27 protein-coding genes and 1 pseudogene are annotated in these 26,596 nt (G+C 36.0%); 12 read left to right on the top strand and 16 right to left on the bottom strand.

Features of this window, described 5'->3' with window-relative positions; translation table 11 throughout:
- Positions 1-3: 3 nt before the first annotated feature.
- The 9 genes from ACR1PN_RS00750 to ACR1PN_RS00710 all read right to left on the bottom strand — a co-directional run bounded on the left by ACR1PN_RS00750 (position 4) and on the right by ACR1PN_RS00710 (position 10,316).
- The gene (locus ACR1PN_RS00750) at positions 4-2,880 is read right to left on the bottom strand and encodes a SusC/RagA family TonB-linked outer membrane protein (RefSeq protein ID WP_433978446.1); all 2,877 of its coding nucleotides are present in this window, start codon (positions 2,878-2,880) and stop codon (positions 4-6) included.
- A 96-nt stretch (positions 2,881-2,976) separates the two neighbouring features.
- Positions 2,977-4,305, bottom strand: a complete 1,329-nt coding sequence (gene xylA, locus ACR1PN_RS00745) for a xylose isomerase (RefSeq protein ID WP_433978445.1) — start codon at positions 4,303-4,305, stop codon at positions 2,977-2,979.
- 106 nt (positions 4,306-4,411) lie between these two features.
- Positions 4,412-5,896 (bottom strand): xylulokinase, encoded by a 1,485-nt coding sequence (locus tag ACR1PN_RS00740; protein ID WP_433978444.1) that lies wholly within the window; start codon positions 5,894-5,896, stop codon positions 4,412-4,414.
- Between the two features lie 16 nt (positions 5,897-5,912).
- On the bottom strand, positions 5,913-6,629 hold the full coding sequence (locus ACR1PN_RS00735; protein ID WP_100376955.1) for an NUDIX hydrolase: 717 nt from the start codon (positions 6,627-6,629) through the stop codon (positions 5,913-5,915).
- Between the two features lie 543 nt (positions 6,630-7,172).
- A complete protein-coding gene (locus ACR1PN_RS00730) occupies positions 7,173-7,613 on the bottom strand; it encodes an SRPBCC family protein (RefSeq protein ID WP_433978443.1) in 441 nt (146 codons plus the stop codon).
- Positions 7,614-7,726: 113 nt separating this feature from the next.
- The gene (locus ACR1PN_RS00725; RefSeq protein WP_433978442.1) at positions 7,727-8,596 is read right to left on the bottom strand and encodes an SDR family oxidoreductase; all 870 of its coding nucleotides are present in this window, start codon (positions 8,594-8,596) and stop codon (positions 7,727-7,729) included.
- 163 nt (positions 8,597-8,759) lie between these two features.
- Positions 8,760-9,569 carry a helix-turn-helix domain-containing protein gene (locus tag ACR1PN_RS00720; RefSeq protein WP_433978441.1) on the bottom strand — a complete coding sequence of 270 codons (810 nt, stop codon included), beginning with the start codon at positions 9,567-9,569 and terminating at the stop codon, positions 8,760-8,762.
- 124 nt (positions 9,570-9,693) lie between these two features.
- Positions 9,694-9,822, bottom strand: a complete 129-nt coding sequence (locus ACR1PN_RS00715; RefSeq protein WP_433978440.1) for a hypothetical protein — start codon at positions 9,820-9,822, stop codon at positions 9,694-9,696.
- Positions 9,823-9,869: 47 nt separating this feature from the next.
- Positions 9,870-10,316 (bottom strand): GNAT family N-acetyltransferase, encoded by a 447-nt coding sequence (locus ACR1PN_RS00710; protein ID WP_433978439.1) that lies wholly within the window; start codon positions 10,314-10,316, stop codon positions 9,870-9,872.
- An 86-nt stretch (positions 10,317-10,402) separates the two neighbouring features.
- On the opposite strand from ACR1PN_RS00710, the gene ACR1PN_RS00705 reads away from it, so the two are divergent.
- Positions 10,403-11,863 (top strand): PLP-dependent aminotransferase family protein, encoded by a 1,461-nt coding sequence (locus tag ACR1PN_RS00705; RefSeq protein ID WP_433978438.1) that lies wholly within the window; start codon positions 10,403-10,405, stop codon positions 11,861-11,863.
- Between the two features lie 121 nt (positions 11,864-11,984).
- On the opposite strand, the pseudogene ACR1PN_RS00700 reads toward ACR1PN_RS00705, so the two are convergent.
- Together ACR1PN_RS00700 and ACR1PN_RS00695 are read right to left on the bottom strand one after the other, a co-directional pair.
- Positions 11,985-12,452, bottom strand: a pseudogene (locus ACR1PN_RS00700) (CatB-related O-acetyltransferase); the annotation flags it as partial.
- A 20-nt stretch (positions 12,453-12,472) separates the two neighbouring features.
- Positions 12,473-13,162, bottom strand: a complete 690-nt coding sequence (locus ACR1PN_RS00695; RefSeq protein WP_433978437.1) for an HAD family hydrolase — start codon at positions 13,160-13,162, stop codon at positions 12,473-12,475.
- 78 nt (positions 13,163-13,240) lie between these two features.
- Between ACR1PN_RS00695 and ACR1PN_RS00690 the strand changes: the two genes are divergently transcribed.
- Complete coding sequence (locus ACR1PN_RS00690) at positions 13,241-13,810, top strand: Crp/Fnr family transcriptional regulator (RefSeq protein WP_433978436.1); 570 nt, start codon at positions 13,241-13,243, stop codon at positions 13,808-13,810.
- Between the two features lie 247 nt (positions 13,811-14,057).
- Here ACR1PN_RS00690 and ACR1PN_RS00685 read toward each other — a convergent pair whose 3' ends face one another.
- Positions 14,058-14,831, bottom strand: coding sequence for an SDR family oxidoreductase (locus ACR1PN_RS00685; RefSeq protein ID WP_433978435.1), 774 nt, complete (start codon positions 14,829-14,831; stop codon positions 14,058-14,060).
- Between the two features lie 119 nt (positions 14,832-14,950).
- Between ACR1PN_RS00685 and ACR1PN_RS00680 the strand changes: the two genes are divergently transcribed.
- The 4 genes from ACR1PN_RS00680 (at position 14,951) to ACR1PN_RS00665 (ending at position 18,079) form a co-directional block, all read left to right on the top strand.
- Positions 14,951-15,286, top strand: a complete 336-nt coding sequence (locus ACR1PN_RS00680) for a winged helix-turn-helix transcriptional regulator (protein WP_248876707.1) — start codon at positions 14,951-14,953, stop codon at positions 15,284-15,286.
- A 247-nt stretch (positions 15,287-15,533) separates the two neighbouring features.
- A complete protein-coding gene (locus tag ACR1PN_RS00675; RefSeq protein ID WP_433978434.1) occupies positions 15,534-16,130 on the top strand; it encodes a TetR/AcrR family transcriptional regulator in 597 nt (198 codons plus the stop codon).
- Positions 16,131-16,196: 66 nt separating this feature from the next.
- Positions 16,197-17,600 carry a dihydrolipoyl dehydrogenase gene (gene lpdA / locus ACR1PN_RS00670; RefSeq protein WP_433978433.1) on the top strand — a complete coding sequence of 468 codons (1,404 nt, stop codon included), beginning with the start codon at positions 16,197-16,199 and terminating at the stop codon, positions 17,598-17,600.
- Between the two features lie 29 nt (positions 17,601-17,629).
- Positions 17,630-18,079, top strand: a complete 450-nt coding sequence (locus ACR1PN_RS00665) for a GNAT family N-acetyltransferase (protein ID WP_433978432.1) — start codon at positions 17,630-17,632, stop codon at positions 18,077-18,079.
- A gap of 318 nt (positions 18,080-18,397) precedes the next feature.
- Here the strand turns inward: ACR1PN_RS00665 and ACR1PN_RS00660 are convergent, their stop codons facing one another.
- Both ACR1PN_RS00660 and ACR1PN_RS00655 read right to left on the bottom strand, forming a co-directional pair.
- Positions 18,398-19,564 (bottom strand): serine hydrolase domain-containing protein, encoded by a 1,167-nt coding sequence (locus tag ACR1PN_RS00660; protein WP_433978431.1) that lies wholly within the window; start codon positions 19,562-19,564, stop codon positions 18,398-18,400.
- Positions 19,565-19,673: 109 nt separating this feature from the next.
- Positions 19,674-20,312: a helix-turn-helix domain-containing protein gene (locus ACR1PN_RS00655; protein ID WP_433978430.1), complete on the bottom strand. Its 639-nt coding sequence runs from the start codon at positions 20,310-20,312 to the stop codon at positions 19,674-19,676.
- Positions 20,313-20,668: 356 nt separating this feature from the next.
- Here ACR1PN_RS00655 and ACR1PN_RS00650 point away from each other — a divergent pair, with 356 nt between their 5' ends.
- From ACR1PN_RS00650 to ACR1PN_RS00625, 6 genes are all read left to right on the top strand, one after another.
- Entirely contained in the window at positions 20,669-21,781 is a 1,113-nt protein-coding gene (locus ACR1PN_RS00650) for an acyltransferase family protein (protein WP_433978429.1), read from the top strand.
- Between the two features lie 161 nt (positions 21,782-21,942).
- The gene (locus ACR1PN_RS00645; protein ID WP_433978428.1) at positions 21,943-22,854 is read left to right on the top strand and encodes a sensor histidine kinase; all 912 of its coding nucleotides are present in this window, start codon (positions 21,943-21,945) and stop codon (positions 22,852-22,854) included.
- A gap of 1 nt (position 22,855) precedes the next feature.
- Positions 22,856-23,542 (top strand): LytR/AlgR family response regulator transcription factor, encoded by a 687-nt coding sequence (locus ACR1PN_RS00640; protein WP_433978427.1) that lies wholly within the window; start codon positions 22,856-22,858, stop codon positions 23,540-23,542.
- Positions 23,543-23,619: 77 nt separating this feature from the next.
- Positions 23,620-24,384, top strand: coding sequence for a DUF6597 domain-containing transcriptional factor (locus ACR1PN_RS00635; protein ID WP_433978426.1), 765 nt, complete (start codon positions 23,620-23,622; stop codon positions 24,382-24,384).
- Positions 24,385-24,408: 24 nt separating this feature from the next.
- Positions 24,409-24,795, top strand: coding sequence for a VOC family protein (locus ACR1PN_RS00630; RefSeq protein ID WP_433978425.1), 387 nt, complete (start codon positions 24,409-24,411; stop codon positions 24,793-24,795).
- A gap of 112 nt (positions 24,796-24,907) precedes the next feature.
- Entirely contained in the window at positions 24,908-25,345 is a 438-nt protein-coding gene (locus tag ACR1PN_RS00625; RefSeq protein WP_433978424.1) for a hypothetical protein, read from the top strand.
- 13 nt (positions 25,346-25,358) lie between these two features.
- Here ACR1PN_RS00625 and ACR1PN_RS00620 read toward each other — a convergent pair whose 3' ends face one another.
- Positions 25,359-25,937, bottom strand: coding sequence for an NAD(P)H-dependent oxidoreductase (locus ACR1PN_RS00620; protein ID WP_433978423.1), 579 nt, complete (start codon positions 25,935-25,937; stop codon positions 25,359-25,361).
- 46 nt (positions 25,938-25,983) lie between these two features.
- Positions 25,984-26,589, bottom strand: coding sequence for a DNA alkylation repair protein (locus ACR1PN_RS00615; RefSeq protein ID WP_433978422.1), 606 nt, complete (start codon positions 26,587-26,589; stop codon positions 25,984-25,986).
- Positions 26,590-26,596: the final 7 nt, after the last annotated feature.

Below are 26,596 nucleotides of genomic sequence, written 5' to 3'. Positions count from 1 at the left end.
TTTTTAGAATGTTAAATTAAGCCCCATTAAATAATTTCTGGTGGAAGGGTTATTGGTTCCGATCACCAGCTGTCTTGATCTGTACCCTGAGTTTACAGCTTGGTTTTGGTCTCCCATTGAATTTGGTTCAGGATCCATACCCGATTCTTTATGATATGGTGAGAAAAGTACTACCGGATTAGTTACTGTGAAATAGATTCTTAGGCTAGAAAGATTTAAATCTTTTAAAAAATCTTTACTCACACTGTATCCTAGTGTAATGGTTCTAAGTTTTAGATATGAGCCATCAAACATTGCTAAAGTAGAAGAATATTTTGGATTATCTCCTTCTCTAAGACCACCCGGTTTTGGATATCTTACATTTGGATTTTCTTCTGTCCAGTAATCAACATCTACGTTCCCACCTCTACCTGTTAATCTATTAAGATAGCTGGTTGATCCATATAATGTACTTACCAAAACACCTCCATGTTGAAAAGCTCCCACTGTACTTAGATCAAAGTTTTTATAAGCAAAACGCATGTTGAAACCACCTTGAAAATCTGGTGCTGTATCAATAATCTGTCTATCAGCCGGACCTATTGCTCTCACCGGGGTTCCGTCAGCATTATATCCTCCTGTGTACAGTACTTTTATCATTCCTACTGCTGCACCTGCCTGTGGTTCAAGAATATTAAGATAAGGATCTCCTTCTTGCCAAAGCCCAATGTTTTGATAGTCAAATAAAGCGTTAATATTATGTCCTACAAACCATAAATTCCCTTCATCTCTTTCTCTACCTGAAGCTAAAGAAAGGATTTGATTTCTATTTGTATATAAATTAACTCCCGCATCCCAAGTAAAACCACCTTTACTTTCTATAATGGTCCCGTTTAAAGAAAATTCCCATCCTTTATTTTCTGTAGAGCCAACATTGGCTGTCTGGGAACCTAAACCGCTCGACGGTGGAAGTGCCACTGCCTGAAGAAGCCCTTCTGTTTTGGTTCTATAATACTCGACAGTACCTGTCAAGCGATTATTAAGAAATGCAAAATCAACCCCATAATTCTGTGTTTTAGAGTATTCCCAACCCAAATTAGGATTTGGAGCAGAACTAACGTACAGACCAGTTCCGTTAGTACTGCCAAAATTATATGGCACCACGGATAATACACCTAGTGTTGAATAAGGATTAACTGCCTGATTTGAGGTTTGTCCCCAACCTGCTCTCAATTTAAACTGATTAACAAATGTAAAATTCTGCATAAAAGATTCATTTGTAACATTCCATCCAAGTGATAGCGCAGGATAGGTATGCCATTTGTTTCCAGGTGCTAATCGAGATGAACCGTCACCACGTAAAGTTGCAGTTAACATATATTTATTGTTATACGTATACATAGCTCTTCCCATGTAAGACATTAGACCCCACTGCTGGTAAATCTGGTCGTTTGGATCCACTCTGATATCTGCCTGTGGAGATTGCCCTAAATTATAGTATTGAAAGAAATCTCCAGGCACATTTCTGGCACTCATATAAGAGCTAATATACCTATTTTGTTCGGCTGAGTAAAGAGCTACCGCATTAACTTTGTGCTTTCCGAAAGTTTTATCGTATGTCAAGAGATTTTCCAACACCCAGTGGTAGGTCTGGTTATTACCCTTTCCAGCTCCCGAAGGTGCTGCAGCATTGACATTGAAAACACCTACTCCTGTGTAGTTACCACTATTAGACGTACGATAATCAAGTCCCAAATTTAATCTATATTTCAAACCTGACAATGGTAAATTCACCTCTCCATATATATTATTGTATGAGGCGAAAGCTTTACTTTCATCAACATATTTGTCACCAAGGGCTTCAACAGTCTTCCTAGTATATACCCATCCTTGATCTACGTTTGATGCCGTACTGATGGTTCTTTTAAAACTACCATCTGCATTATAGGGATTTGCCAGAGGAGAATTTCCTAACGTTGGAGCAGCTGCAATTCCATTCCCTTCGGATACGGTATAGTTGGTATTCGTAGTGAAACCAAATTTGAAATTTTTACCAACTTGCTGATCAAGGCCTATTCTCAAAGAAAATCTTTCGTAATTCTGAATTGGTACTAATGCATTTTGCTTAAAATAAGATAGCCCAACATTGTAATTACCTCCGTCAGTTCCACCAGAAACTCCTATATCTTGGCTGGTCATCATTGCCGGTTTATAGTATAGGTCTTGCCAATCTGTATTGGTATCTAATGTTTCATCGGTTCCCAATCCATATAAATTTCCAGCGTCCTGTCTCAATTGAGCATATTTAGGACCATCCATCATAGGATATTTCGAGAAAAGAGTCTGTACACCTGTAAAGCCATTATATGTAAATCTAGGTTTCTGACCTTTAGATCCTCTGTTTGTTGTTACTAAAATAACACCGTTTGCCCCACGTGAACCGTAAATGGCAGTTGCGGAAGCATCCTTAAGAATATCAATACTTTTAATATCACTTGAGCTGATATCACCCAACGAACCTACGAAGGGAATACCATCGAGTACAATTAACGGATTGTTATCACCCGTTAACGACCTTACTCCACGAATTCTGATTTGCATTGTTGCACCAGGCTTCGTAGATGTCTGTGCAATATCAACTCCTGCAGTTCTTCCCTGTAGTGCCTGAGTAATGTTTGCTGAAGGCACTTCGCGAAGCGCATCTCCTTTTACAGTAGCAACAGAGCCTGTTACAGCCTCTTTTCTTTGCGTACCATATCCGATAACCACCACTTCTTCTATTTTTTTCTCTTTAGCAGCAGTATCTTTTTTAGTCTGAGAGTATGCTAAGCCGGAAGGCAATAAAGCCATCGCAAAAAAGAGGGCAGCCTTATTGGTTTTAGCTAAATAAGATCGGTTCATAATTATTATTTTTTAAATATTAGGGTTGAATAAAAAAGCTGATAATCATTATAATTCTGATAAATTCTTAGTATTCGGCAGCCTTTTTACGTTTATTTAGATATACATGTTCACAATAGCTTCAAACAATTCCTGTTTTCCGCTTTTTGGCTGTGGTTCCCCAATTTCATGAGCTATTCTCTGAAGATCTTCCAAAGTAAGCGTTCCGTCTTCAAAATCCTTTCCGTTTCCGTTGTCGAACGAAGCATAACGGTCTGTTCTTAATTTTTTATAATCTGAGTTTTCAAGAATATCTGCTGCTGCTAAAAGCCCTTTTGCAAAAACATCCATTCCTGAAATGTGAGAGATAAACAAATCTTCAGGATCGATAGAGTTTCTTCTGATTTTAGCATCAAAGTTTACTCCTCCATTTCCTAGACCTCCAGCTGGCAAAAGTACCAACCAAGCCTGAACCATGTCATAATAATCTACCGGGAACTGATCTGTGTCCCATCCGTTCTGATAGTCTCCCCTGTTCGCATCGATACTTCCTAAAAGTCCTGCGTCTACCGCTACCTGAAGTTCATGCTCAAAAGTATGACCTGCCAATGTCGCGTGGTTAACTTCAATATTTAATTTAAAATCTTTATCTAATCCGTAATGTCTTAAGAAGCCGATTACCGTTTCAGAATCGTAGTCATATTGATGTTTTGTAGGTTCCATCGGTTTTGGCTCAATAAGGAAAGTTCCTTTAAAACCTTGCTGACGGGCATAGTCTCTCGACATGGAAAGGAAACGCGCCAAATGATCTTTTTCACGCTTCATATCTGTGTTTAAAAGACTCATATAACCTTCTCTACCACCCCAGAAAACGTAATTTTCACCACCAAGAGCGATTGTAGCATCGATAGAGTTTTTAACCTGAGTTCCTGCACAAGCTACCACATCAAAATTTGGGTTGGTAGAAGCTCCGTTCATGTATCTTTCGTGGGTGAAAACGTTGGCTGTTCCCCATAAAAGCTTAATTCCTGTTTCCTGCTGCTTTTGTTTTGCATATTCTACAATAGTCTGTAGATTTTTTTCATAATCTTTCCAGTTATCTGCCGGATCTACAAGATCAATATCGTGGAAGCAATAGTAATTGAAGCCCATTTTAGACATAAATTCAAAACCTGCATCCATTTTATGCATGGCTCTTGTCACGGCATCATTTCCGATATCCCAAGGATGGTGAATGGTAGGTCCCCCGAAAGGATCGCTTCCGTTGGCACATAACGTATGCCACCAAGCCATTGCAAAACGCGTCCAGTCTTTCATAGGTTTGCCCATGACAATTCTTTCCGCATCATAATATCTGAAAGCCATTGGATTTCTGCTTTCTTTTCCTTCAAACTTGATTTTGTCGATACCTGTAAAAAACTCTTTTGTACCTGTTAAAGTGTTCATATATGTTGTTTTAATTTTAGTTTAGTGTTAAAATTGACGTAAGACTCCCCAGCTCACTGATCTCAAAAGGTCAATAAGTACAATGGAAAATTCCTTTGTTGTGGGATTATACTATTTCGTTAAGATGTTGTTTCCATCTTGAATAGGCTTCCAGATATTGTTCTCGCTTTTCTAATTGGGGTTCTATGACAGCAATTCTTTCGAGAGAAGCAAAAGCTTCTTTAGAATCTGCATAAAAACCGATTCCCATTCCGGCGGCTCTTGCGGCACCTACCGCTCCGTCTGTATCATAAAGCTCAATAACAGCATTACTCACTCCGGCCAGTGATTTTCTGAAAATCGAACTTAAAAACATATTGGCATTTCCTGCACGAATTACTTGAATATCCATTCCGATATTTCTCATGATATTCATTCCGTATTCATAGGAGAAAACAATGCCTTCCTGCGCAGCACGTAAAATATCTCCTTTTGTATGTATATTGAAATTAATTCCGTGGATGGAACAATTCGTTTCCTTATTTTCAAGCACTCTTTCTGCTCCGTTTCCGAAAGGAATAATGCTTAAACCTTTGGCTCCGACTGGTGAAAGTGATGCTAAATCATTCATATCTCCATAAGAAGATAAAGATGTTGCGAGATTATGCTTTAACCAGGAATTTAAAATTCCCGTTCCGTTGATGCAAAGTAAAACGCCCAATCTTGTTAATTCTTCGGAATGATTTACGTGCGCAAAAGTGTTTACTCTTGATAATTTATCATAATCCAGCTTATCCAAAACTCCATAAACAACCCCTGAAGTTCCCGCTGTAGAAGCAATTTCTCCGGGATTGAAAACATTTAATGACAATGCATTATTCGGTTGATCTCCCGCTCTGTAAGAAATCGGGGTTCCTTCTTTTAATCCTAATTCTTCAGCTGCCACAGCAGAAACTGTTGCCTGAATACCGAATGTCGGGACAATTTCAGGGAAAAAGCTTTTCGGAATTCCATAATAATTGATAACATCTTCAGAAATACAATTGTTTTTAAAATCCCAGAAAATCCCTTCTGATAATCCTTCAATCGTCATTCCGATTTCTCCGGAAAGTCTCATGGCGATATAATCTCCCGGAAGCATTATTTTATCAATCTTTTCAAAAATTTCCGGCTCGTTGTCTTTTACCCAGGCTAATTTTGAAGCGGTAAAATTTCCCGGCGAATTCAGTAAATGAGACAGACATTTTTCTTCTCCGATTTCTTTGAAAGCTTTTTCTCCATAAGGAACGGCACGACTGTCGCACCAGATGATGGAAGGTCTTAATAAATTCTGATCTTTATCCACCAAAATCAAGCCGTGCATTTGCCAGGTAATTCCGATTCCTTTAATATCTTCGGGATGTATTCCCGACTCATGCATTACGGCTTCATGAGCAAGCTTCAGGTTTGTCCACCAGTCGACAGGATTCTGTTCTGCCCAACCGGGATGAACAGCAGTGATTTTCATTTCTTTTTTAGGAGAAAATTCTGATGCAATCACTTTTCCGCTGGATGCCTCAATGAGACAAACTTTCACAGACGAGCTGCCGATATCATAGCCTAGTAAATACATAATGTAGAGAAGAGAATTATTTTATTAGTTTAGTATTGTTTTTTTTGTAAATCTTAGCATCAAACTTATAGTATCTTGCTGCACGGTGCGATACATTGGTTTCAATCTCATCCAACGGAACAATGTAACTGAAGGAAGATATTTTTTTATGGAAATTCTTAATATCAATATACTTTTCACTCAGAGCGCTGTATAACTGATAGAGCTGTCTGATGGTAAACTTCTTTGGAAGAAGCTCAAAAATAATAGAGAAATCCAGTTCTATCCATTTTCTTACTTCCACTAAAGATTCATTGATAATTTTATTGTGATCAAATGGCAGAGAAGGAACTTCATCAACCGGGAACCAATCTACCGTACTATATTTTGTGCTGTTAATTTTATGATCTATTTTACAAAGAGATAAGTATGCTACTGTAATAATTCTGTCAATATGATGCTTATACTCCATTCCCATCCATTTAATATCATTCTCATTATTTGCTCTCATGGGATCTGCAAAACACTTGAATTGTTTAAGGATCATTTTCTTTATACCGGTCAATTCATGTAGAACTCTTTGGGCCGCATCATCCACATCTTCATCACTAAAAATAAGACTTCCGGGAAGCTTAATTTGTCTTTTCTCATCAAGGTGGCGTTCAACCAGTAAAATATTCAGTCGATTTTCGTGATCAAATCCGAAAACAACACAATCCACCGATACATATGTATGAATAAAGTTTGAGTTCATCTGACGTGTTAACATTTATGTAACATGACAAATATAAAAATTCAATTGAATAAAAAAAATATTTTCCACAGTAACACCTAAATATCAACGATTTACATATCGATTTATTATGAAAACATTCACATATAAAATATGATAAGGTTATCATTAAATTTATACTTATAAATATTGTAATAGTTCAATTAACAAGTATTTATATCAAAAATTACAATAAGAAAATGTTTTATTATTGGATATAAATATTATGATAAGAATTAAGAAAAAAAAAGTTAAAAAAAAATAAAAACAAGTGTAAAAAAAACACTTTTAAACAAAAAAAACATCAAAAATTAATATTTTTTTTTACCATTTTTGCATGTAAGCGATTATAAAATTACCGATAATGGAATTTCGATGGACAATAAGTCTCTTCACCAGAATAGAAAATTGATTTAATAATGATTTAAAACTTCATACATTTCTACTATTATCCTTACGGTAATAGATTGAGAGTCCTGATAGGATTCTCAATCTATAAATCATTTTAAAATAAGTATTTTAAATTTACTTTTTTTCCGCTTTTACTTTAAGATTCTTTAGCCACGTTTTCAATGAGCTTTCCAGGCCTTTTTGAAATGTATTGCTTAATAGTGATACTAACCACCCTTCCATACTTTCTTCAACTTTCACCGTTGTTTTTCCTTCGTGTTCTATGAATGACCAGTTATGAATTGCAAATGCTCCGAAAGCTTTACCTGACCAGCCAATTGTATGTTCTGGCAATACGGTATGCAAAGTCGAATGAATGGTTAATCCACCACTTTTCCAATCAAAAGAGCTTCCTTTTCTGAATGGCCCGTTTAGTTTAGGATCTTTAACATCATTATGCCAATCTTCCCAATGGTCTATATCACTCATAATATGGTAAACTTTTTGAGCAGGGGCATTTATTGTAATTTCCTGATAGGTTTTTACAGGGGCTTTTTCATTGATAGATTCTGACACAGTGTATGAAGTGAATACTTCCAGACCAATAACCGTTATTATAAGTAATCCTATTAATAAAAGAAAACTATACATTAACATTTTCATTGTTTATTATTTTTAAGATTAATGAATTATTTAAAAAACTTTAAATGATCATGAACAAACTGTTCGAAACCGATTGCAGGTTTTCCCGTTATATTAGAAACAGTATTAGAAATTTCAGAGGCTTCTCCTCTTGCATAATGAGCATAATCTTCTATAAGACCTCCTATTTGCCATTCAGGAAACCCGGCAACAGTTAATGCTCCATGCATTTGTTCTGAATTTAAATCTATATAGCTGATTTCTGTTTTCAATATGCGGGAAAATATTTCTGCCATTTGAAAATGGGTAAGAGATTCCTCTCCCGTTATATCGTAGATTTTGTTTTCATGCCCATTCTCTGTTAATACCTTCGCTGCAACTCCTGCAATATCCCGGATATCAACAGCACTAACTGCAGCATTTCCCAACGAACCATAAAACTTCCCTTCATATTTAATGGAATGTCCAAACGCTATAAGACCCTGCATAAACAAATTGGGACGTAAAAATGTATAATTCATTCCCAATTCTTTGATCCTGCTTTCAACAACAGCATGATATCTGAGAAAACGTACGGGAGAATTCTCATTGGCAGCCAGCTGAGATAATTTCACAATATGCTTTACACCTGCTTTATATGCCGCATCCACGAAATTAAGCTGAAGTTCTTCGGCTTGCTCTGATGAGTTTGTAAGCAAAAATGCTTTCTCGATTCCCTGCAATGCCTGAACAAGGCTATCGCTATCCGAGAGATCACCAACTGCTATTTCGGTTTGTGGCAAATGAGCCATCAGGTCTCCCTGATCATTGTTTCTGACAAGGGCTCTAAAAGAGATATTCATATTAACCAATTTATTAACGAGTTGTGTTCCTACACTTCCCGTTGCTCCTGTAATTAAAAGATTTGTACGTTTCATAAAACTGTTTTTTAATACCTCAAAATTCGGTGTATTACAGGAGCTAAAATTGTAAGAAAACGAAATCTCCTTTTTTACATATTTGTATGGTTAAAAAAACAGATAAGACCAAACCAATTATAATATTGATTGTATGATCTTTATAAAAACTATGAATATTCAATTAATTCTTAGGATCACATATGGACTCCTGGAATTTCAGGTATTTGGAAGGGCTTAGATGAATATAATGCTTAAAATCCTTGATAAGTTGGCTTTGGTCATAATAACCGCATTGATTGATGACATCAAACCAGTCTATTTTAATGTTTTGGCAGGAATTGTTCTGGATAATCTGAATTGCTTTTAAAAAGCGATGATACCGATAAATCTCCTTTGAGGTATATCCAAAATGTTTTTTGTGATTCGTCTGTAATGATCTTTCGGATAATTTGTTCTTTTTAGAGATTTCTTTTATTGGGCTGAAGCTAGTGCGGTCAAAGGCAGCAATTTGTTCTGCAATACTGTTACGATCCCGTAAATAGGGCTGACAAAAATCCAACATAGCTTGAACCCGGTTTTCATTAGAATCAATGTTTTTTAATTCGGACCAAAGTGTTGTAAAACAATTCTGATTTAGCAATTCATCCGGATGCATTGCTAAATCATCAGCCAACGCTGCATTTCCAAAAAACCTGAAAAAAGCATCGTCTTTAAAATTGCAAACCAAAATTTCGGCGTCTTCAGGCAAAATATAGTTAAAGGCATGTTTTATAGGCCCCAATACAATACATTTTTCAACTTTAATCTCCTCTTTATTTTTAGAAATAAACGATGCGGGAGTACTCAAACTGAAAATCATTATCGTCTGATATGAAGGTAAAAGTGTTTTTTCTACAGTTTCTCCAGATCTGTTTTCTGCATAGTAAAAATGTGAAAAAATATCTTTAAATTCTGTAGGAGCAGATATTCGGTAACTATTATAACCTTTCATATTTTTAACTTTTGGAATGGTTCTTAGCCTAAACAAATGTATTTAAAATTTTACAATGCTGATGAACAATAAAAACCGCTGATGAGCTATTCTCATCAACGGCGGATAGTTATACTATGAGAAATTAATCCCAGGCCATAAAGCCTTCATAGGCAAAATAGATTTCTGTTTTCTGACAAATATTGTTGATATAAATACTCCATGACGACACATTTTTTAGTTCTTTCTGACACAAATGTAGATACATCTTCACAGCATAAATTGTAAGAAAACGAAATCATTGTTTTGGAACCTTCCGATCTATCTCCACCAATAGTAATAGTTATGCAGACCATCATATTCGAATCCGCATCGAGGATATAATGTATTACCAATATCATTTGTTTTTTCGGTTTCAAGCATTAATCCACAAGCTCCGGTTTCATCGCACCATTTTTTGGCACGTTCTATAAGCGCAACGGAAAGACCTTTTCCTCTATAATCTGGGTGTACAAAAAGATCACTCAAAAGCCACTGTTTTGCCAGCTTGACATAATGGTACAGCTTATATAACTGTACGAATCCGACAGCTTTATTATCCACATAAATGAGAAAAATATCAGACTGATCATTGTCCAATCTTTCCCTGATGAAATTTCTGCATTTTTCGTAATCATCTTCCTGTCGGTAAAATATCCGGTACAGGTTAAAAAGTACTGCCGTTTCATCCAGGTTTTCAAGATTTGCTTGTTTAATGGTGTAATTCATTTTTTAATTTGTTTGTTTTGTGTTGCAAATTTATCCCACAAAAGGACTACCTTTAGCGTCCAGTTTTAATATATAATATAGTCCAGATGCTTCCGTTCGACAGAATTGTAATTATTGATAACAATATAGGAATCCCAATTTACCGCCAGATTGCAGTTTGCATTACTAATTCTATAAGAAACGGAATTTTAAAAGCAGGAACTCATTTGCCGGGAAGCCGGGAGCTGGCAAAAACTCTGGGTGTGCACAGGAAAACTGTTTTGGCAGCCTATGATGAATTGTATGCACAAGACTGGATCGTGATTATTCCAAGAAAGTATGTTGCTGTATCTGCTAACATTCCTACATTAAAGCCTCAAATATGGAGATCTTCAAATATATCCCAACCGTATGAAAATAATTTTAACCTACCCTTTAAAACTATTGAAGGAGATGAAGTAGCAAACCTTCAGATTTCAGTATCCGATATTGTTATTGATGATGGATATCCGGACGTTCGGCTATCTCCAATCGATAGTCTTCTGAAAACCTACCGTTCGTTGACTACACGTAAACAAGCGGTCCGAAATGCACACCTCAATACCGCTCAGGGAACATCAGAACTGAGAAATGAACTTGCAGATTTTCTGTCACAGACCAGAGGAATCAATATATCCTCTGAAAATATCATTATTACTCACGGAGCACAAATGAGTATCTATCTCGTTTCACAGCTCTTATTGAATAACGATACAGCCATTATTGCAGGGCGGCCTGGTTATCCTACAGCAAATACTGCATTCAAAGAAACTGGGGCAAAAATCATAGAGGTTGATGTAGATGGTGACGGCATTGATGTAGATGCTATCGAAGAGATATGCAATAGTCAAAAAATAAACGCCGTTTATGTGATTCCACATCATCATTATCCAACAACTGTAACACTGACTGTGGAAAGAAGAATGAAATTATTAGAACTTTCCCGGGACTTTTCATTTGCAATTATTGAAGATGACTACGACTATGATTATCACTACAGCTCATCTCCGTATCTTCCATTGGCAAGTGCGGGACACGATGGCAACGTGATTTACATCGGCTCATTTTCCAAAATGCTGGATCCCTCGATACGGATCGGCTTTATGGTAGCTCCAAAAAATCTTATTGCTCAAAGTGTAGCTTTGCGTAGTGCGGTAGACATCGGTGGCGACGGCTATATGCAAAACGCCCTTGCAACGATGATAAAAGAGGGTGAACTGAAAAGACACCTGAAAAAGGCTAAAAAAATATATCAGCAGCGCCGCAATTATCTACACAGCTTGTTAACAAAAGAATTGAATGGCTATATATCCTATCAATTACCTTCCGGCGGTATGGCAATCTGGGTGCGACTATTTTCGCAATATCCGTTGAGCCTGCTAGAACTTAAAGGGATTACAATAAAAACGGCAAGCGTAGAAGAAAATGCTTTTCGCTTTGGTTTTGCTTCTATGAATGAGAAAGATATGGAAGAGGCTGTTTATTTACTAAAACATGAATTTCAAAGAATTTATGGGCACAAAAAATAAACTCAAAACATCAGTAATAATTAACAGATAAACTGACTCTTTTTGCTTGTTATCAGAATATTTTACCTCAGTTTTGATTACTACAGCAAAGTGTAAAAAATTCTGCTTGAATTCTTTGACATTACTTCTCAAATGTAATATACCGTTTATAAAAATCATACAGAGCGTGGATGTTTCCATCACATAGCAAAGGCATAGCATTCTTTAGAAGCTTTTCATTCCAGTTCCACCATTGCATTTCCAGGAGCATATCAACATGTTCGTCAGAAAATCTTTTCTTGATTAGTTTTGCGGGATTGCCACCGATGACTGCATAAGCTTCAACATCTTTGGTTACTAAGGCCCTACTGCCAATGACGGCTCCATCTCCGACGTTTATACCGGGCATAATCATAGCTTCACTTCCGATCCAAACATCATTTCCTATTACTGTATCTCCCGATCTTTGAAATCCGTCATTCGCATTTCTGAAATCTTCCACTTCTGACATATAGAAAAATGGAAAGGTCGATATCCAGTCGTGCCGGTGTCCCTGATTTCCCGCCATAATAAAACTGGCACCGCTTCCTATTGAACAAAAGGAACCGATTTATCATTGATTTCCATTTTCTACAGATAAACTAGAACATCGTCAATACTTTTCAATTCCACAAATTTGCCGTGACTCAAAACAGGATGATGTTGCTCGTGCGCCCAGGTTACGTGGTAAGGAATATACGCTGCGTAGCCACCCAGCTCCAAAACAGGCAGTACATCAGATTTAATGGAATTACCTAACATCAGGAAATTTTCGGGCTTGCAGTCCAAATGTTTTAATAACTTTTGATAATCGCTAACTTTCTTATCACTCATAATTTCGATATGATGAAAATAACCTTCCAATCCGGATTTTTTCAGTTTTCGTTCCTGGTCCAGTAAATCACCTTTAGTGGCTACGATTAATCTGTAATCACCTTTCAGCTTTTCCAAAGTATCAGACACACCGGATAATAATTCGATAGGTTTTTGCAGTAATTCGTGCCCTATAGCTATGATTTCGTCAATAAATTTCACCGGAATAGTGGTGTTGGAAATCCTGCTTGCTGTTTCAATCATACATAATATAAACCCCTTTACGCCATAACCATAAAGGTGCAGGTTTTTCATTTCAGTTTTAAACAGTTCCTGCGACACCGAATGCTGAGGAAGATAGTCTTCCAATAAAATACAGAATTGATTTTCGGCTTCCTGAAAATAGGGTTCATTGATCCACAACGTATCATCTGCATCAAAAGCGATTGTTTTAATCTTGTTTTTCATTTCTTTATTTTTGTATTTGAAAAAGCAAAATTCAAAAAAGTAATAACCTGAAAAAAGGACATTTGTCCCAAGCAATATATGTTACGAACCAACCAATCTTTTTTGACTTATGTCCAGAAACTTTACGAACAACAGGAACGGAAGGAAAATATTATCGTAAAGCAATACTCCAAAGGACAGAAGTTATTTTCTCAAAATGAAAATGCAACGAAGATAATGGTCATAAAAGAAGGCATTACCAAATGTTTTTTTACGGAAAACAATGACAAGGAATATATCGTTGAGTTTTTAGGCAATGGTGAGATCATCGGTGAAATTGAGTTCATTCGGCAGATTGCTTGCCTATGCAATATTGAGGCAATGACAGACGTCACGGTGTATGCCATTGCTCCAGATCATTTTTCACAACTCATCAAACAGAGCCTTCAACTAAACAATCTGCTGTTAAATGTTTTCGCAGAACGCATTATCAATACGTCAAGCAGAGCTTCCTATCAACAGGTTTATACTATCGAGCATAGTCTGAATAAGCTTCTGGAACTGCAATCCAGACAGGAAATTTCAATTTCAAAAGAAGATATGGCTTCTTATCTTGGTGTTACCGTCAGAAGTCTTAACAGGGTTTTGAAAAACACCCCCCACCACTGAGGTATAAGCAATATTATTTTTCCTATTATTAATCAATTGAGTTTATTTGAATTTTACAATCCCGTCATAACGACATGACGGGATTGTAATTTCTAAAATTCTTTCTAAAACCTTGAGCAAATATTTCAATATTTCTTCGGTCATGATCAGATAATACGACCTTTTTAGACCGTAGACTCATTTGCCTATTAAAAGCTTCTTGTAGCCTGAATTGAAACGACCCTATCTTTACAATAGCTAAAAACCTTTAAACAACCGGTAACGATCCGCCATCTACAGAAATATTGGTTCCTGTAATATATTGAGCTTCAGAAGATGCCAGAAATGCAACAATGTTGGCTACTTCTTCAGGCTCTGCCATCCTTCCCAGCGGTACGCCAACCGTATCAATAATATTTTGAAAAGAATCTTCAAAACTGGTTCCTGACTGCTTAGCGATATTCTCAATGAATTCGTTCATCAGTGGAGTCTTCACAACACCGGGAGAGACTGTATTCACTCTGATGCCTTTGGAACCAACTTCATTTGCCAGTGCTTTGCTGTACACATTCAAAGCTGCTTTTGCCGATGAATAAGACATCGTCATTTCCCAGATAGGCAGTTTTGCGGCTCCGGTAGAGATATTGATGATCACACCTTCTTGCCGTTCAAGCATCGCAGGGAGCAAAGCTTTATTCATACGAACAACAGACATAAAATTTAGCTCCCAGTCTCTGAACCAATCCTCATCTTGCAACGTGCTGAAACCTCCACCCGGACTTGAATTGGCGCCGGCATTATTTACGATGATGTCTATTCTGCCATACTTTCCTAGTATCTCGTTAGCGATCTTTTCTGCGCTGTCTGCCTGGGTAAGATCAGCCGCAATAAAATGATGGTTGCCGGAGTTCTCTTTTACGTCATTACGAGCCGTAATTACGACCAATGTGCCGCTTGCACTTAGTTTATCGGCTATCGCCTTACCTATTCCTTTTGTACCGCCTGTTACTAAGGCGATTTTCCCTTTCAAAGAATCATACATAATGGATAATATTTTTTAAATTAAGTTGCAAATCTATTTCCATTACTTTACTTTTGCAAGTAGTTACACCAATGTATACTAATAACCTGAATGTAACTTTTACTGTAAATCATAGCTTTATGAACAAAGAAAAAATTGAGAAATCTGAAAATAAATGTGAACTGCAAAAGATCTTAGACATTATTGGAGGAAAATGGTCGATGTCAATTATTTATGCTTTGATTTTCGGAAAGAGGCGCTTCAAAGAACTGGAAAGATTGATACCGGGTATAAGCACACGAATGCTTGTGAAAGAATTGAAGAATATGGAGGAAAATGATATTGTCATTCGCGAAGCCTTTGCAACGGTTCCACCAACTGTTGAATATTCTTTAACACCCAAAGGCCGGAAATTAGAACCCATCATTAATGAACTTTATAAATGGGGAATAGAATACGGAATCACTGAAAATTGAAGAGATATTTAGATATTAATACAAGCAAAAAACAGAATGAATTTCTGTCAAATAGCAGCCACAAATCATCTTCTTCAAACATTTTTCATCGCTGAATCAATAGCTACTTGGTAAACAATTAATTTAAAAAAATATAATTTAGATTTATCGTAAAACACCAATTATCCAGATGTTTTTTTATTTGCTTAAAAAAAGACCGATTGTTCTATTTTTTATTTAACTTTGTCACGGATAAGAATTATTGCTGATGAAAACTCAAAAATCCGAAAATACCAAGCAGCTGATCATCGAAAAAACTTCGACCGTTTTTAACGTGAAAGGTTACGCAGGTACATCCATAAATGATGTAATGAGCGCCACCGGACTTTCAAAAGGTTGCATCTATGGTAATTTTGAGAATAAGGATGAGATTGCATTAAGCGTATTCGACTACAATTTTGGTAAGGTAACGCAGCATATGAAAGAACGAATTTTAGCCACTGAAGATTCTATCGAAAGATTGCTGGTTTATCCCCACACATACAAAAACTATTTCAGATATCCGTATTTACAGGCAGGCTGCCCGATTTTAAATACTGCTACGGAGGCTGATGATACGCATCCATCACTTCAGAAACGTGTACAAAAAGCCCTGGACTTTTGGAAAACATCCATCGAAAATCAAATCAAACGCGGAATAGAAAGAAACGAAATAAAATCAGATACCAATCCGACCGAAATTGCTGTAGTAATGATCTCGATGATCGAAGGTGCGTTTATGCAGGCAAAGGTCAACAGCCATATGACAGAGCTGAATATAGCGATGTCTTTTTTAGAGAAACTGATCAAAAATTTGAAAGCATAATTTTTTTGCTTACAAAAAGACCGATCGGTTTATTTTTTTTGACAATTAAAATATTTAAACAATACAATGGAAACATTTGATATTACCGTAATAGGGTCAGGTCCCGGCGGATATGTAGCTGCTATCAGAAGCGCTCAATTAGGATATAAAACTGCAATTATTGAAAAGTATAATACTTTGGGCGGCACTTGTACCAATGTAGGTTGCATTCCTACCAAAGCGTTGCTAGACAGCACTCACCATTATTCAGATGCACTTAATAGTTTCGGAGCACACGGTATTGAATATTCGGATCTCCGGCTCAATATTGAACAGCTTTTTAAGCGAAAAAGCGAAGTAGTGACCAAAAACACACAAGGTCTGGATTTTCTGATGAGAAAAAATAAGATCACGGTTTTCCACGGCTCAGGTTCTTTTGTTAATAATGAAACTTTGAAAATTGTACACGATGATCAGACTGAAACTGTTATTAATTCAGATAAGTTTATTATTGCTACAGGGTCAAAACCGTCCACAATTCCGGGCATTACTATCGACAAAAAGAGAATCATCACTTCTACCGAAGCTTTGGAATTACAGGAAAAGCCCGAGAGCATCGTAATTATTGGTGGCGGCGTAATCGGTGTGGAAATGGCTTCCATATTCAACAGGATCGGAACCAAAGTGACTATCTTAGAATATGCTGATAATCTTATTGCTACAATGGATAGTGAATTAGGAAAAGCTTTAACCAAGATATTAACCAAAGAGGGTGTGGAAATTAAACTTCAACAAGCCGTTTACAAAGCTGAAAATCTGGGCAACACCGCTAAGGTCTATTTCAAAAATAAAAAAGGAGAAGAACAAGATCTAACCGCTGATTATATTCTGGTGGCCGTCGGCAGAAAACCTTATGTAACCAATCTGGGTTTAGAAAATACCAACGTGGAATTGAATAGCAATGGTACGATGAAGGTCAATGAATTGCTTCAGACAAAAGCTCCAAACATTTATGCGATTGGAGATGTCGTTGGTGGCGCAATGCTGGCTCACAAAGCAGAAGAAGAAGCAGTATTTGTAGTGGAAAGAATCAATGGTCAGAAACCTCATATCAATTATGATCGTATCCCTTCAGTCGTGTACACCTGGCCTGAAGTAGCTTCTGTAGGCGCCACCGAGGAGCAATTAAAGAAACAGGGAGTGGAATATAATATCGGTAAATTTCCGTTTGCCGTGAATGCCAGAGCCCGAGCGGGAATGGAAACGGAAGGTTTTGTAAAGGTGCTTTCCGACCCGAAATATGGCGAACTTTTGGGAGTGCATATCATCGGCGCACGCGCGGCGGATTTGATTGCACAGGCCGTTGTAGGACTGGAATATGAAGTAACCGCAAATGATATGGCTACAATGAGTTATGCCCATCCAACCTATTCCGAGGTAATGAAAGAGGCTTATACAATTGCATCTCGAAAACCATCACTGAATATTTAATTTATTTATATTTATTAATTTTTAAAATTATGTCAACACAAATCAGGCTCGCAACCCTAAAAGATTATCCAAGAATTATGGAAATTTGGGAATCTGCGGTCAAAGCTACTCACGACTTTCTTGCCGAAGAAGATTTTATTTATTTTAAAGAAGTCATCCCAAAAGATTATCTGCCCAATCTCGAAGTTTTTCTCCTTATTGAAAATGGGAAACCTGTCGGATTTTCATCGGTATCAGAAGGAAACCTCGAAATGCTTTTTATTAGCAATGACTACCGTGGCAAAGGCTATGGAAAGAGCTTATTTCAATTTATGGATGAAACGAAAGGCATTACAAAGGTTGATGTTAATGAGCAAAATTATCAAGCTATCGGATTTTATGAAAAATTAGGGTTCAGAAAAACAGGACGATCAGAAAAAGACGGCTCTGGTAAAGATTATCCGATTATTCATATGGATCTTCGTAACAATGGAAAGTAACTTATCTGATCAGTAACGCAATATAATTGCATGGTGTATAATAATTAAAACTAAAAAATATTGAACGATAATATGAGAAATATGTTAAAATAAAGTATTTGATGACTGTCTTATTTTACTCCGAAGTGCTGAAATTGTTAGTGATTCTAACTTTCTCTTCAACTTGAGAAAAAATAGCAATGCTCAAGCTTCGGGGAAATTCAACAGTTTATAAATTTGATTTACTTAATTCATTATTACTTTTGAACGCTATTGACAATTTTATACACTTCTTATTTATCATTTGCAATCGATAATAATTAAAATTTAAAGGTTTTTTCACTGTGTTATCTTAAGGATTTCCTTTCCAAAATCTGCAAAACCATCCCCATCAGATTTAAAACTCTGATGACTGATCATCCTAACTGCAACAATCTTTTCTTTTGGATTGACAATAATATAGTTTCCCAGATAACCATCCGCACGGTAAGTTACATTTCCGCTAAAATTTCTTTTTCTTAAACGCAGACCAGGTTTAAGATGCTGACTGATATGTTCATACGGATTGTTACCAAAAACAGTCTGTAACTTAGCTGCAAAATCCTCATTTGAGCGGTAGACTCCTTTCATTCTAATGACTTTACGGATAAATTCTTTTGATACATTCGCTTTTTTCAAGTTGTTGATAATCTCATTGTCTACAATTGATATGGTGTTCTCGTAATCGAGCCACCAAAGCATTCCATACCCTTTATACTGAGCAGACGGGGCAACTACTTCGACAATGTGCTCTTTTGCGATCACTTGATTATTATTGTAATATCCATCGTTTAGCAACAATAAACCAAGCTTGATTAAATCTTTTGGCTTAATCTGGCATCCAGACATCACATGCGGATTACCGGCATTGTCTAATGTCCAGGAATAATCTGTAATTTTCAGTGGCTTAAAAAGCCTTTCCCCAATATACTCATCCATTCTTTTACCTGTGATCTTCATTATAACCCCTGCCATCAGATTCAGTGACTTATTATTGTATTCAAAAGCTTCTCCCGGTTTTTTAGAGAGTTCCGCTGCAAGTGCCAATTGTACAAAATTATCGCTGGGATAGATTTCCACTGATGCGTTAGGATTATTCTGCATACCGGAAGTCATATTAACAAGATGCCGAATGGTGATCAGCTTTTTCTGCCCCTGTTTCCATTCAGGGTAAAAATCCGCAATTGGAGTATCAAGGCTTTTAATCAAGCCATCGGTCAAAAGGCAGGCTACGGAAAGCCCTACAATACTTTTGGTACAGGACATAGCTTCAATCTTCACATCCGGGTTACCAATACCAAAGTATTTCTCAGCAACCAATTGATTGTCCTGATAAATTATAACGGCCTCTGAATGCGTTTCTTCAGCTTTTTTTAATAAAACCTGCAGTTTAGCTTCATCTATTTTTTGTCCATACACAATATTTAAAAAAGATGACAGCATCACGATCAAAAATCTGGTAATCATTAGAATTATTTTTTATGAGATTTATATGCTAATAAACTGACAACATCTCAAAATTAATTCGACAAAGAAATCACATTTTACAGAAGCAAAATTGTAAAAATGGAAACATTCAGATGAACAGCCAGACAACTTCCCTGTCAATTTCTACATTTTTGAAAAAAGATTTAGGTGTTTTATGGGTTAATTCCTTAAAATCTCTGATAAAATGGGACTGATCATAAAAAAGGCTTTCGTGCGACAGTTCTGTGAGGTTTTTTATTTCATTTTTCTCAGCTATTGATTTCCTGAAACGATGAATTCTACGATATTCAGCAGCAGATTTTCCTATATTTTTCTGAAATAATTTATTCAGATATTGTCTGGAAATGTTATTCTTTTTTGCAACCTCATCAATTTTACCATCAGTTTCTATCTCTTTTATGATTCCTTCCAGTCCCAAAAAACCTTTGTCAATATATTTTGAAAGCCAGTAATTCTCAAGTTGTTCTATCTGCATTTCCTGATTGTTCAGATTCAGGATTTTTTCCATTTCCGTTTTAAAATCTTCAAAAGGATTGAACTTGATCACTTTGGTATGGTCCTGAACAAAAAACAGTCCAGGATTTTCAACAAAAAAATTGATTCCTAAAGGTTTAAAGTAAATTGTAATTTCATTGACAGGTTCTTCGTACAATATTTCGATGGGAGAAGTGTAACGGTAAACCATATTAGCAAAAATCTCATCCTTTTCTGATGGCTTGATTTTCATTCTATTATTAATTTGGCTAAACGAGACATTTTGCATTACCGTAACAATAGTATAGTTATTAGGAAAGGTTAGATAATGTAAGGGTTCAGAGCCCTTATTTCTCTGAGTGAAATAATAGCCCTGAACATATTTTTCAAGGAATTCACTTTTAGGCTTGTAAAATTTCAACTTCATTTTCTAATTAAAATTACAATCAATTAATCACAGAATAATTCTAATTCAACAAAGATAAAGAAACAAGAGAAACCCATTTTTAAATCGATTTTACCATTCATCAAGAAAATCATACGACTCGTCATATAATTTTTTCAATGTTTCAGTATAGCAATACTTTAGAGATTCTAAAAAGTATAACTATGCGACGATATGATCTGGATAACCTCAGGGTTATTGCTTTTGGATTGCTTATTTTTTATCACGTGGGAATGGTTTTCGTGCCTTGGCATAACCATATCAAAGATGTAAACATTCATGAAGGATTGGTTTTACCTATGCTATTTCTCAATCAGTGGCGACTTTCTATTCTTTTTGTCATATCAGGAATGGGAACTTATTTTGCACTTTCAAAAAGAACTGGTCTTCAATTAGCCAAAGAACGTATAAAGAGACTTTTGATCCCTTTGCTTTTCGGAATGGCATTTATCGTACCGCCTCAGGTTTATTACGAATGGCTGGATAAAGGCCTATTTGACGGGAATTACATAGATTTTTATTTGGATAAATCATTCTGGAAGCCTTATCCAGAAGGTGGCGCTATCTCTTGGCATCATCTGTGGTTTGTCCTCTATCTTTTAATATTTTCTTTAGTATTAATACCATTTTTTCTACATATTGTACGTAATCCTGAGGCATTTATTATCAAGAAATTAAGGTATTTAATTAACAAAAGTTTTGGATTATTTGCATTCATCATTCCACTTTTTCTTTTCGAATGCTATTTAGCTCCTGCCTATCCTTCTACTCATGCATTATTTGGAGATTGGTTCAACCTGATCAATTATGGTACTTTATTTATGTCTGGATTTCTATTTATTTCTCTTAAAGATGTATTTTGGGATTCAGTACAAATGAATAAACATTTATATTTAATAAGTGGTCTGATCGCATTTCCTGTTCTTATTCTTTTATCATCAGAAAATTGTAATTTTCAGGGAAAAACATATGCTTTCTCGTTAGTAAAAGTCTTTAACTGCTGGTCCTGGATTCTTTGTATTTTCGGATATGGCGCCACATATCTTAACAGATCCAGCAGGTTTCTTTCTTACGCTAATGAATCCGTCTATCCACTTTATATCCTGCATCAGACAGTCATTGTGATTCTCTGTTATTATATCAAACATACCGGATGGGATTTTGGTTTAAAGTTTTCTTTAATGGTTATTGGTACATTTGGTTTCAGTATCATTATCTACGAGTTTGGCATCAGAAGATTACGCTGGATCAGGCCTCTTTTTGGATTAAAGAATTAAATTCTTATAATTTTGTAATTTTAATAATCTAAATGATCTCAACAGACCAAATAAAAAATTCACTGCGTTGGTTCTATCCGTTCTTTGTTGGGTTAATTCTGTTCAACACCTTGCGGGCAATTACGGATTTAACTCATCACGACGTTTTTTGGTCAGGCAATATGAACTTACATTTGATAGCGATATTCTTTACGATCTTCATCTGTTATTCATATGATTTCCTATGGCGAAAAGCGCTTCAAAAATCTAAATTTTCAGATGAAAGAAAATCATTGATTACGGAGTATTTTAAAGTCATTCTACAATTGTCCGTTATCAATATTTTGCTTTTATGTGGTCAGTATATCGGAATCTTCTATATGGAAAACGGATGGATCGATTATATGCTTATCAATGTCTGTTTCATACCTTTTCTGCTGATTTATTATACTTTAATAAGAATAGATTTTAGTGATAGAAATTACCAAACACAAAAATGGGCCTTAGAAAAACTGAAAGCAGATCGGTCAGAAGCGGAACTGAAATTCCTAAAATCACAATATCATCCTCATTTCCTTTTCAATGCTTTGAACACGATCTATTTTCAGATAGATGACAATAATGATGAGGCTAAAAAAAGTATTGAAATACTATCGGATCTTCTTCGCTATCAGCTTTATGACATCGAAAAGGATGTGACACTTGAGCAGGAAATCACTTATTTGAGAGCCTACATTACTTTTCAGAAAATGCGGATGAGCCAACGGTTGAAGCTGGATATTTATTTTGACCCTCTATTGAAGGAACAGAAAATACATCCTCTTTTGTTTCAACCAATCATCGAAAATGCTTTTAAATATGTAGGTGGAGAATACAAAATAAAAATACAGTTGAAATTGGAGAATAGCAGAATTGTTTTTACTGTAGAAAATACGGTATCGTCAATGCGACAAAAAGAACATCCAAGTACTACAGGAATTGGGCTCAGTAATTTGGTAAAACGCCTTCACCTGCTATATTCCGGAAATTATGATTTTAAATATGAACAAGTTGACGATCTGTTCTTCGTTAAATTAATACTCAATACGATCTGATATGGAAATAAGATGTGTGATCACAGACGATGAACCCTTTGCCAGAAAAGGTTTAAAAAGCTATATCAAAAAAATAGAATTTTTATCATTAGTCGGCGAGTGTGAGGATGCTCTTCAACTCAACAATATTTTAAAAACGAAATCTGTAGACCTTATTTTTCTTGATATTGAAATGCCGGAAATGACAGGAATAGAACTATTATCCAGTCTGGAAAATTCGCCGAAGATCATTATCGTATCCGCTTATGAGCAATATGCTTTGAAAGGTTATGAGTTCAATGTTGTAGATTATCTTCTGAAACCCGTTTCTTTTGAGAGGTTTTTGAAGTCCGTCAATAAGGTTTATTCTATTTTTCAAAACGAAAAAACGGACATCAGCAAAGATCATATTTTCGTGAAGAGCAATAAGCAGTTAAAAAAGATACTGATAGCTGATTTACTCTTCGTAGAGAGCTTAGAGAATTATGTCATTCTTCATACTATTAGCTCAAAAGAAATTGTCTATATCACGCTCAAGCAAATGTTTGAAAAACTTCCGAAGAATATGTTCGTGCAAACACACAGGTCTTATATTGTCAATCTGAATCGCATTACTGCAATAAATGGCCATATTATAAACATTGGCTCCCATCACATTCCTATTTCCAGAAATTCGAAAGAAGATATTATAAATCGACTAAAATTCTGATTAGAATAAAAGATTATTTTGGTAAATTTTATCGAAGCATAAAACTTTTATATTTTTGCAAGATCAACCTTAAACAGATGAGTCTGCAAGGAAATCACTTGGAATACATTTCCCTTAAGCCGTACAGTTCACTGAAAGATCTTGTGGAAAGCATCTGGATGGTAAAAAACCATTCTGATCAAAAAACAGAAGGCATTATCGTTCCGGATGGGAAAATAGACCTGTTCCTTTTCGTATCGGAAAATGAACCTTTTGAAATTTTCATTTCGGGAATTTGTTCTCATCCGGTACCTAAACCACCTTTTCCAAAATCAACAATGTTTGCGATTAGCTTCTATCCCTTGGCTGCTGAATATATTTTTGGGCATTCGTTCTCAACTTTACAAGACACGCGAGAGATGTTACCGACTGATTATTGGGGATTTTCAAAAGAGGATTTAACCGATTTTCAATGTTTTTATCAAAAAGCCTGCAATATTGTTTCCTCACAATATTCAAAAGAAATCGACAGAAGAATAAAGAAGGTTTTTGAGCTTATATATGAGTCGAAAGGAGAAATCACCGTAAGTAAATTGGCACTACTATCATCATGGAGCAGCAGACAGATGAACCGATATTTCCACAATTGGTTTGGAATTACGTTAAAATCATACCTTAACATCATCCGCTTTTCAAATTCACTGCAACAGCTGAAAAACGGACATCTTTATCCGGAGCTGAATTATGGTGATCAGTCTCACTTTATCCGTGATGTAAAGAAATTTTCCGGAGTAAGGCCAACGCTCTTAAGCAAAAACGAAAATGACCGATTTATCCAATTAAGTCTTATGAAACGAAACTAATTTTGTTTTAGAAAATAAATTGAAATGGATTTAAATCACATCAATCTGGTCGTAAAAAATGTGGAGCAAGCTGTTGCTTTATTTACGAGAGATCTGGGCTTTACATTAACCATAAACCGGAACAACAAAATGGCTGTGCTGGAAAACAACAATAACTTTGCATTGGTTATCTGGGGACAGATCCTTAACAATGAAGAAAACTTACCTGTGTACCCCAAGAATTTTCATATTGGTTTTTACCAACAAGATAAAGAAACTGTTCTTGCACTATTCGGTAAACTTTCGCAAAATGAACAACTTAAATTTGAAAGCGGGCCAAAGAACATCCGGAATACCTTCGGATTTTATTTCTATTTTGAAAACCTGATGATAGAAATCAGTGTAAGTCCGTTTAAAGAAAATGTACCTTAGCTAAAATTGTTTTGGAAAAAAAACAAGTGCTATCAGAATCTGAGGTATTACAGATAAAAGTATTGGTATTGGCATTTGTATTGCAGGCTACCAATACAATAATATGATTCATATGAAAAAACTGATTTTAACAGCTATTTTTCTGTTTGGGCTGACCTCTTGTAATAAATCCGTTAAAACCGCAGAAAACAATATTAAAGAAAAGCGCGAAGCGCCTGGTTCTTATAAAGATAATCACGGATGTATTACCTCAGCAGGACAAACATGGAGCCAACTTCAACAGGATTGTATTCAGGTTTTTAATAAAGGATTTCGGCTGAATCCCATTGAATATAAAAAAGATGAAGCGGTTATCAGTGCCTTTATTCTATTTAATGATGACCAATCCAAACTCGAGCTCTTCTTACCGGAAGATGATGACCAAAACAAAACATTTATTCTGAACAAGGTCAATAACGAGATCTATCAAGATGAACACTATAAATACGATTCCAACAAATCAGTTCTTTATGTGAATGGTATTGAAAAATACAAAGGCAATGTTGAATGATAATATGAGTAAATCAGCTTTGTTTTCTTCCAGCCCATCTTACTTTATTAAGCCAAATTTTTCGTTGATTTTCATCGGAGGTTTTAATGATGCCGATGTAAGTAACTTTTACCGGTTTTATTCCACAAAATTGTAAAACCGATTTTTTGAGCTGATTTACACTTGGCCTTCCAAACATTAACCTGTAATATAAACCCGGTTGATCTAATGTTGTAATAATATGCGCTGTTTTACCTTTCAGGAGTTTGTCCCACCAGACAGAATTTTCTCTGTACTTAAAGGCTCGTCCCGGCAAAAACAACCTGTCAATAAATCCCTTCATAATCGCCGGTAAGCCTCCCCACCACACAGGATGAATCCAAACAAGATGATCTGCCCAAATGATTTTTTCCCAAGCTTCCACAAGATCAGGTTCCAGTTCCATTATTTTCCGATATCCAAACTGAAGATTAGGATTAAAATTTAGCTCCGCAATAATAATTTCCTTTACTTCAGCGCCGGATTCAATAGCTCCTTTTTTATAGGCTTCTGCAATTCCAAAATTAAAAGATGCCTTATTCGGATGACCGTTAATAATCAATATTTTTTTCATGGTTTTCATTATTTGTTTTTAAATATTTCTCCGAAAAAAAATCTCATCAGTGTCTCTTTAGTACATAATCGTAGGTGAAAGCAATACGCTGATCCTGAAGATCCCATTTGGATATTTCATTTTTCACCAGTTCTCCATACTTTTTGCTGATATCCCTTAACGAATTGCCAACTGACTTCCGGAGATATTCGCTATCACTTGATTTATGCTGGCTTATAAGTTCAATAGCCACTTCAGGATGCGCTTTGAAATAAGACCTGCCTGTCCAGATTCTTAGTCCTTCCGTAACCGCACGGCAAACATTGGGATGCTTATCGCCAAGCCAAGTTTTAATTTCAGGGAGTGAATTTTCGTAGCCAGTATCTTTACAGTACTGATCAAATGCTTTTGCAATAATTTCCTGTACCTGCCAGCTTTCATCCGAGCGCGCTGTATCCTTGAGCAACAGAAGTACCGTACTATCTCTGGCAGCAATAAATCCTAAAATAAAAATGGAACAGCATCGGACCTGGTAATAGTCACTCCGAAGCATATCTAAAGCTAATGATTTTGATTCCGATAAACTTTTATGATCAAGTATTTTTTGAGCTTCCACTTCAAATGGCTTGAAGCCATGCTCAACTGATGTCAGTTTCTGTAAAAGATCGTTCATAGACTGC

Source organism: Chryseobacterium sp. RLHN22 (assembly GCF_051011795.1).
Taxonomy (GTDB): Bacteria; Bacteroidota; Bacteroidia; order Flavobacteriales; family Weeksellaceae; genus Chryseobacterium; species Chryseobacterium zhengzhouense.
Note: the sequence above shows the minus strand (reverse complement) of the source record. Positions and strands in the feature narration are given on the sequence as shown.

Excerpts from the sequence above, each read along its gene's own strand:
- ACR1PN_RS00655 (WP_433978430.1), bottom strand. The coding sequence starts at position 20,312 with ATGAAAATCAAGCCATCAGAAAAGGATGAGATTTTTGCTAATATGGTT.
- ACR1PN_RS00695 (WP_433978437.1), bottom strand. The coding sequence starts at position 13,162 with ATGAAAAACAAGATTAAAACAATCGCTTTTGATGCAGATGATACGTTG.
- ACR1PN_RS00750 (WP_433978446.1), bottom strand. The coding sequence starts at position 2,880 with ATGAACCGATCTTATTTAGCTAAAACCAATAAGGCTGCCCTCTTTTTT.
- ACR1PN_RS00710 (WP_433978439.1), bottom strand. The coding sequence starts at position 10,316 with ATGAATTACACCATTAAACAAGCAAATCTTGAAAACCTGGATGAAACG.
- ACR1PN_RS00720 (WP_433978441.1), bottom strand. The coding sequence starts at position 9,569 with ATGAAAGGTTATAATAGTTACCGAATATCTGCTCCTACAGAATTTAAA.
- ACR1PN_RS00635 (WP_433978426.1), top strand. The coding sequence starts at position 23,620 with ATGAGTCTGCAAGGAAATCACTTGGAATACATTTCCCTTAAGCCGTAC.
- ACR1PN_RS00705 (WP_433978438.1), top strand. The coding sequence starts at position 10,403 with ATGCTTCCGTTCGACAGAATTGTAATTATTGATAACAATATAGGAATC.
- ACR1PN_RS00725 (WP_433978442.1), bottom strand. The coding sequence starts at position 8,596 with ATGAAACGTACAAATCTTTTAATTACAGGAGCAACGGGAAGTGTAGGA.
- ACR1PN_RS00660 (WP_433978431.1), bottom strand. The coding sequence starts at position 19,564 with ATGATTACCAGATTTTTGATCGTGATGCTGTCATCTTTTTTAAATATT.
- ACR1PN_RS00685 (WP_433978435.1), bottom strand. The coding sequence starts at position 14,831 with ATGTATGATTCTTTGAAAGGGAAAATCGCCTTAGTAACAGGCGGTACA.
- ACR1PN_RS00665 (WP_433978432.1), top strand. The coding sequence starts at position 17,630 with ATGTCAACACAAATCAGGCTCGCAACCCTAAAAGATTATCCAAGAATT.
- ACR1PN_RS00640 (WP_433978427.1), top strand. The coding sequence starts at position 22,856 with ATGGAAATAAGATGTGTGATCACAGACGATGAACCCTTTGCCAGAAAA.
- ACR1PN_RS00615 (WP_433978422.1), bottom strand. The coding sequence starts at position 26,589 with ATGAACGATCTTTTACAGAAACTGACATCAGTTGAGCATGGCTTCAAG.
- ACR1PN_RS00620 (WP_433978423.1), bottom strand. The coding sequence starts at position 25,937 with ATGAAAAAAATATTGATTATTAACGGTCATCCGAATAAGGCATCTTTT.
- ACR1PN_RS00625 (WP_433978424.1), top strand. The coding sequence starts at position 24,908 with ATGAAAAAACTGATTTTAACAGCTATTTTTCTGTTTGGGCTGACCTCT.
- ACR1PN_RS00735 (WP_100376955.1), bottom strand. The coding sequence starts at position 6,629 with ATGAACTCAAACTTTATTCATACATATGTATCGGTGGATTGTGTTGTT.
- ACR1PN_RS00630 (WP_433978425.1), top strand. The coding sequence starts at position 24,409 with ATGGATTTAAATCACATCAATCTGGTCGTAAAAAATGTGGAGCAAGCT.
- ACR1PN_RS00740 (WP_433978444.1), bottom strand. The coding sequence starts at position 5,896 with ATGTATTTACTAGGCTATGATATCGGCAGCTCGTCTGTGAAAGTTTGT.
- xylA (WP_433978445.1), bottom strand. The coding sequence starts at position 4,305 with ATGAACACTTTAACAGGTACAAAAGAGTTTTTTACAGGTATCGACAAA.
- ACR1PN_RS00650 (WP_433978429.1), top strand. The coding sequence starts at position 20,669 with ATGCGACGATATGATCTGGATAACCTCAGGGTTATTGCTTTTGGATTG.
- ACR1PN_RS00645 (WP_433978428.1), top strand. The coding sequence starts at position 21,943 with ATGAACTTACATTTGATAGCGATATTCTTTACGATCTTCATCTGTTAT.
- ACR1PN_RS00675 (WP_433978434.1), top strand. The coding sequence starts at position 15,534 with ATGAAAACTCAAAAATCCGAAAATACCAAGCAGCTGATCATCGAAAAA.
- ACR1PN_RS00690 (WP_433978436.1), top strand. The coding sequence starts at position 13,241 with ATGTTACGAACCAACCAATCTTTTTTGACTTATGTCCAGAAACTTTAC.
- ACR1PN_RS00680 (WP_248876707.1), top strand. The coding sequence starts at position 14,951 with ATGAACAAAGAAAAAATTGAGAAATCTGAAAATAAATGTGAACTGCAA.
- lpdA (WP_433978433.1), top strand. The coding sequence starts at position 16,197 with ATGGAAACATTTGATATTACCGTAATAGGGTCAGGTCCCGGCGGATAT.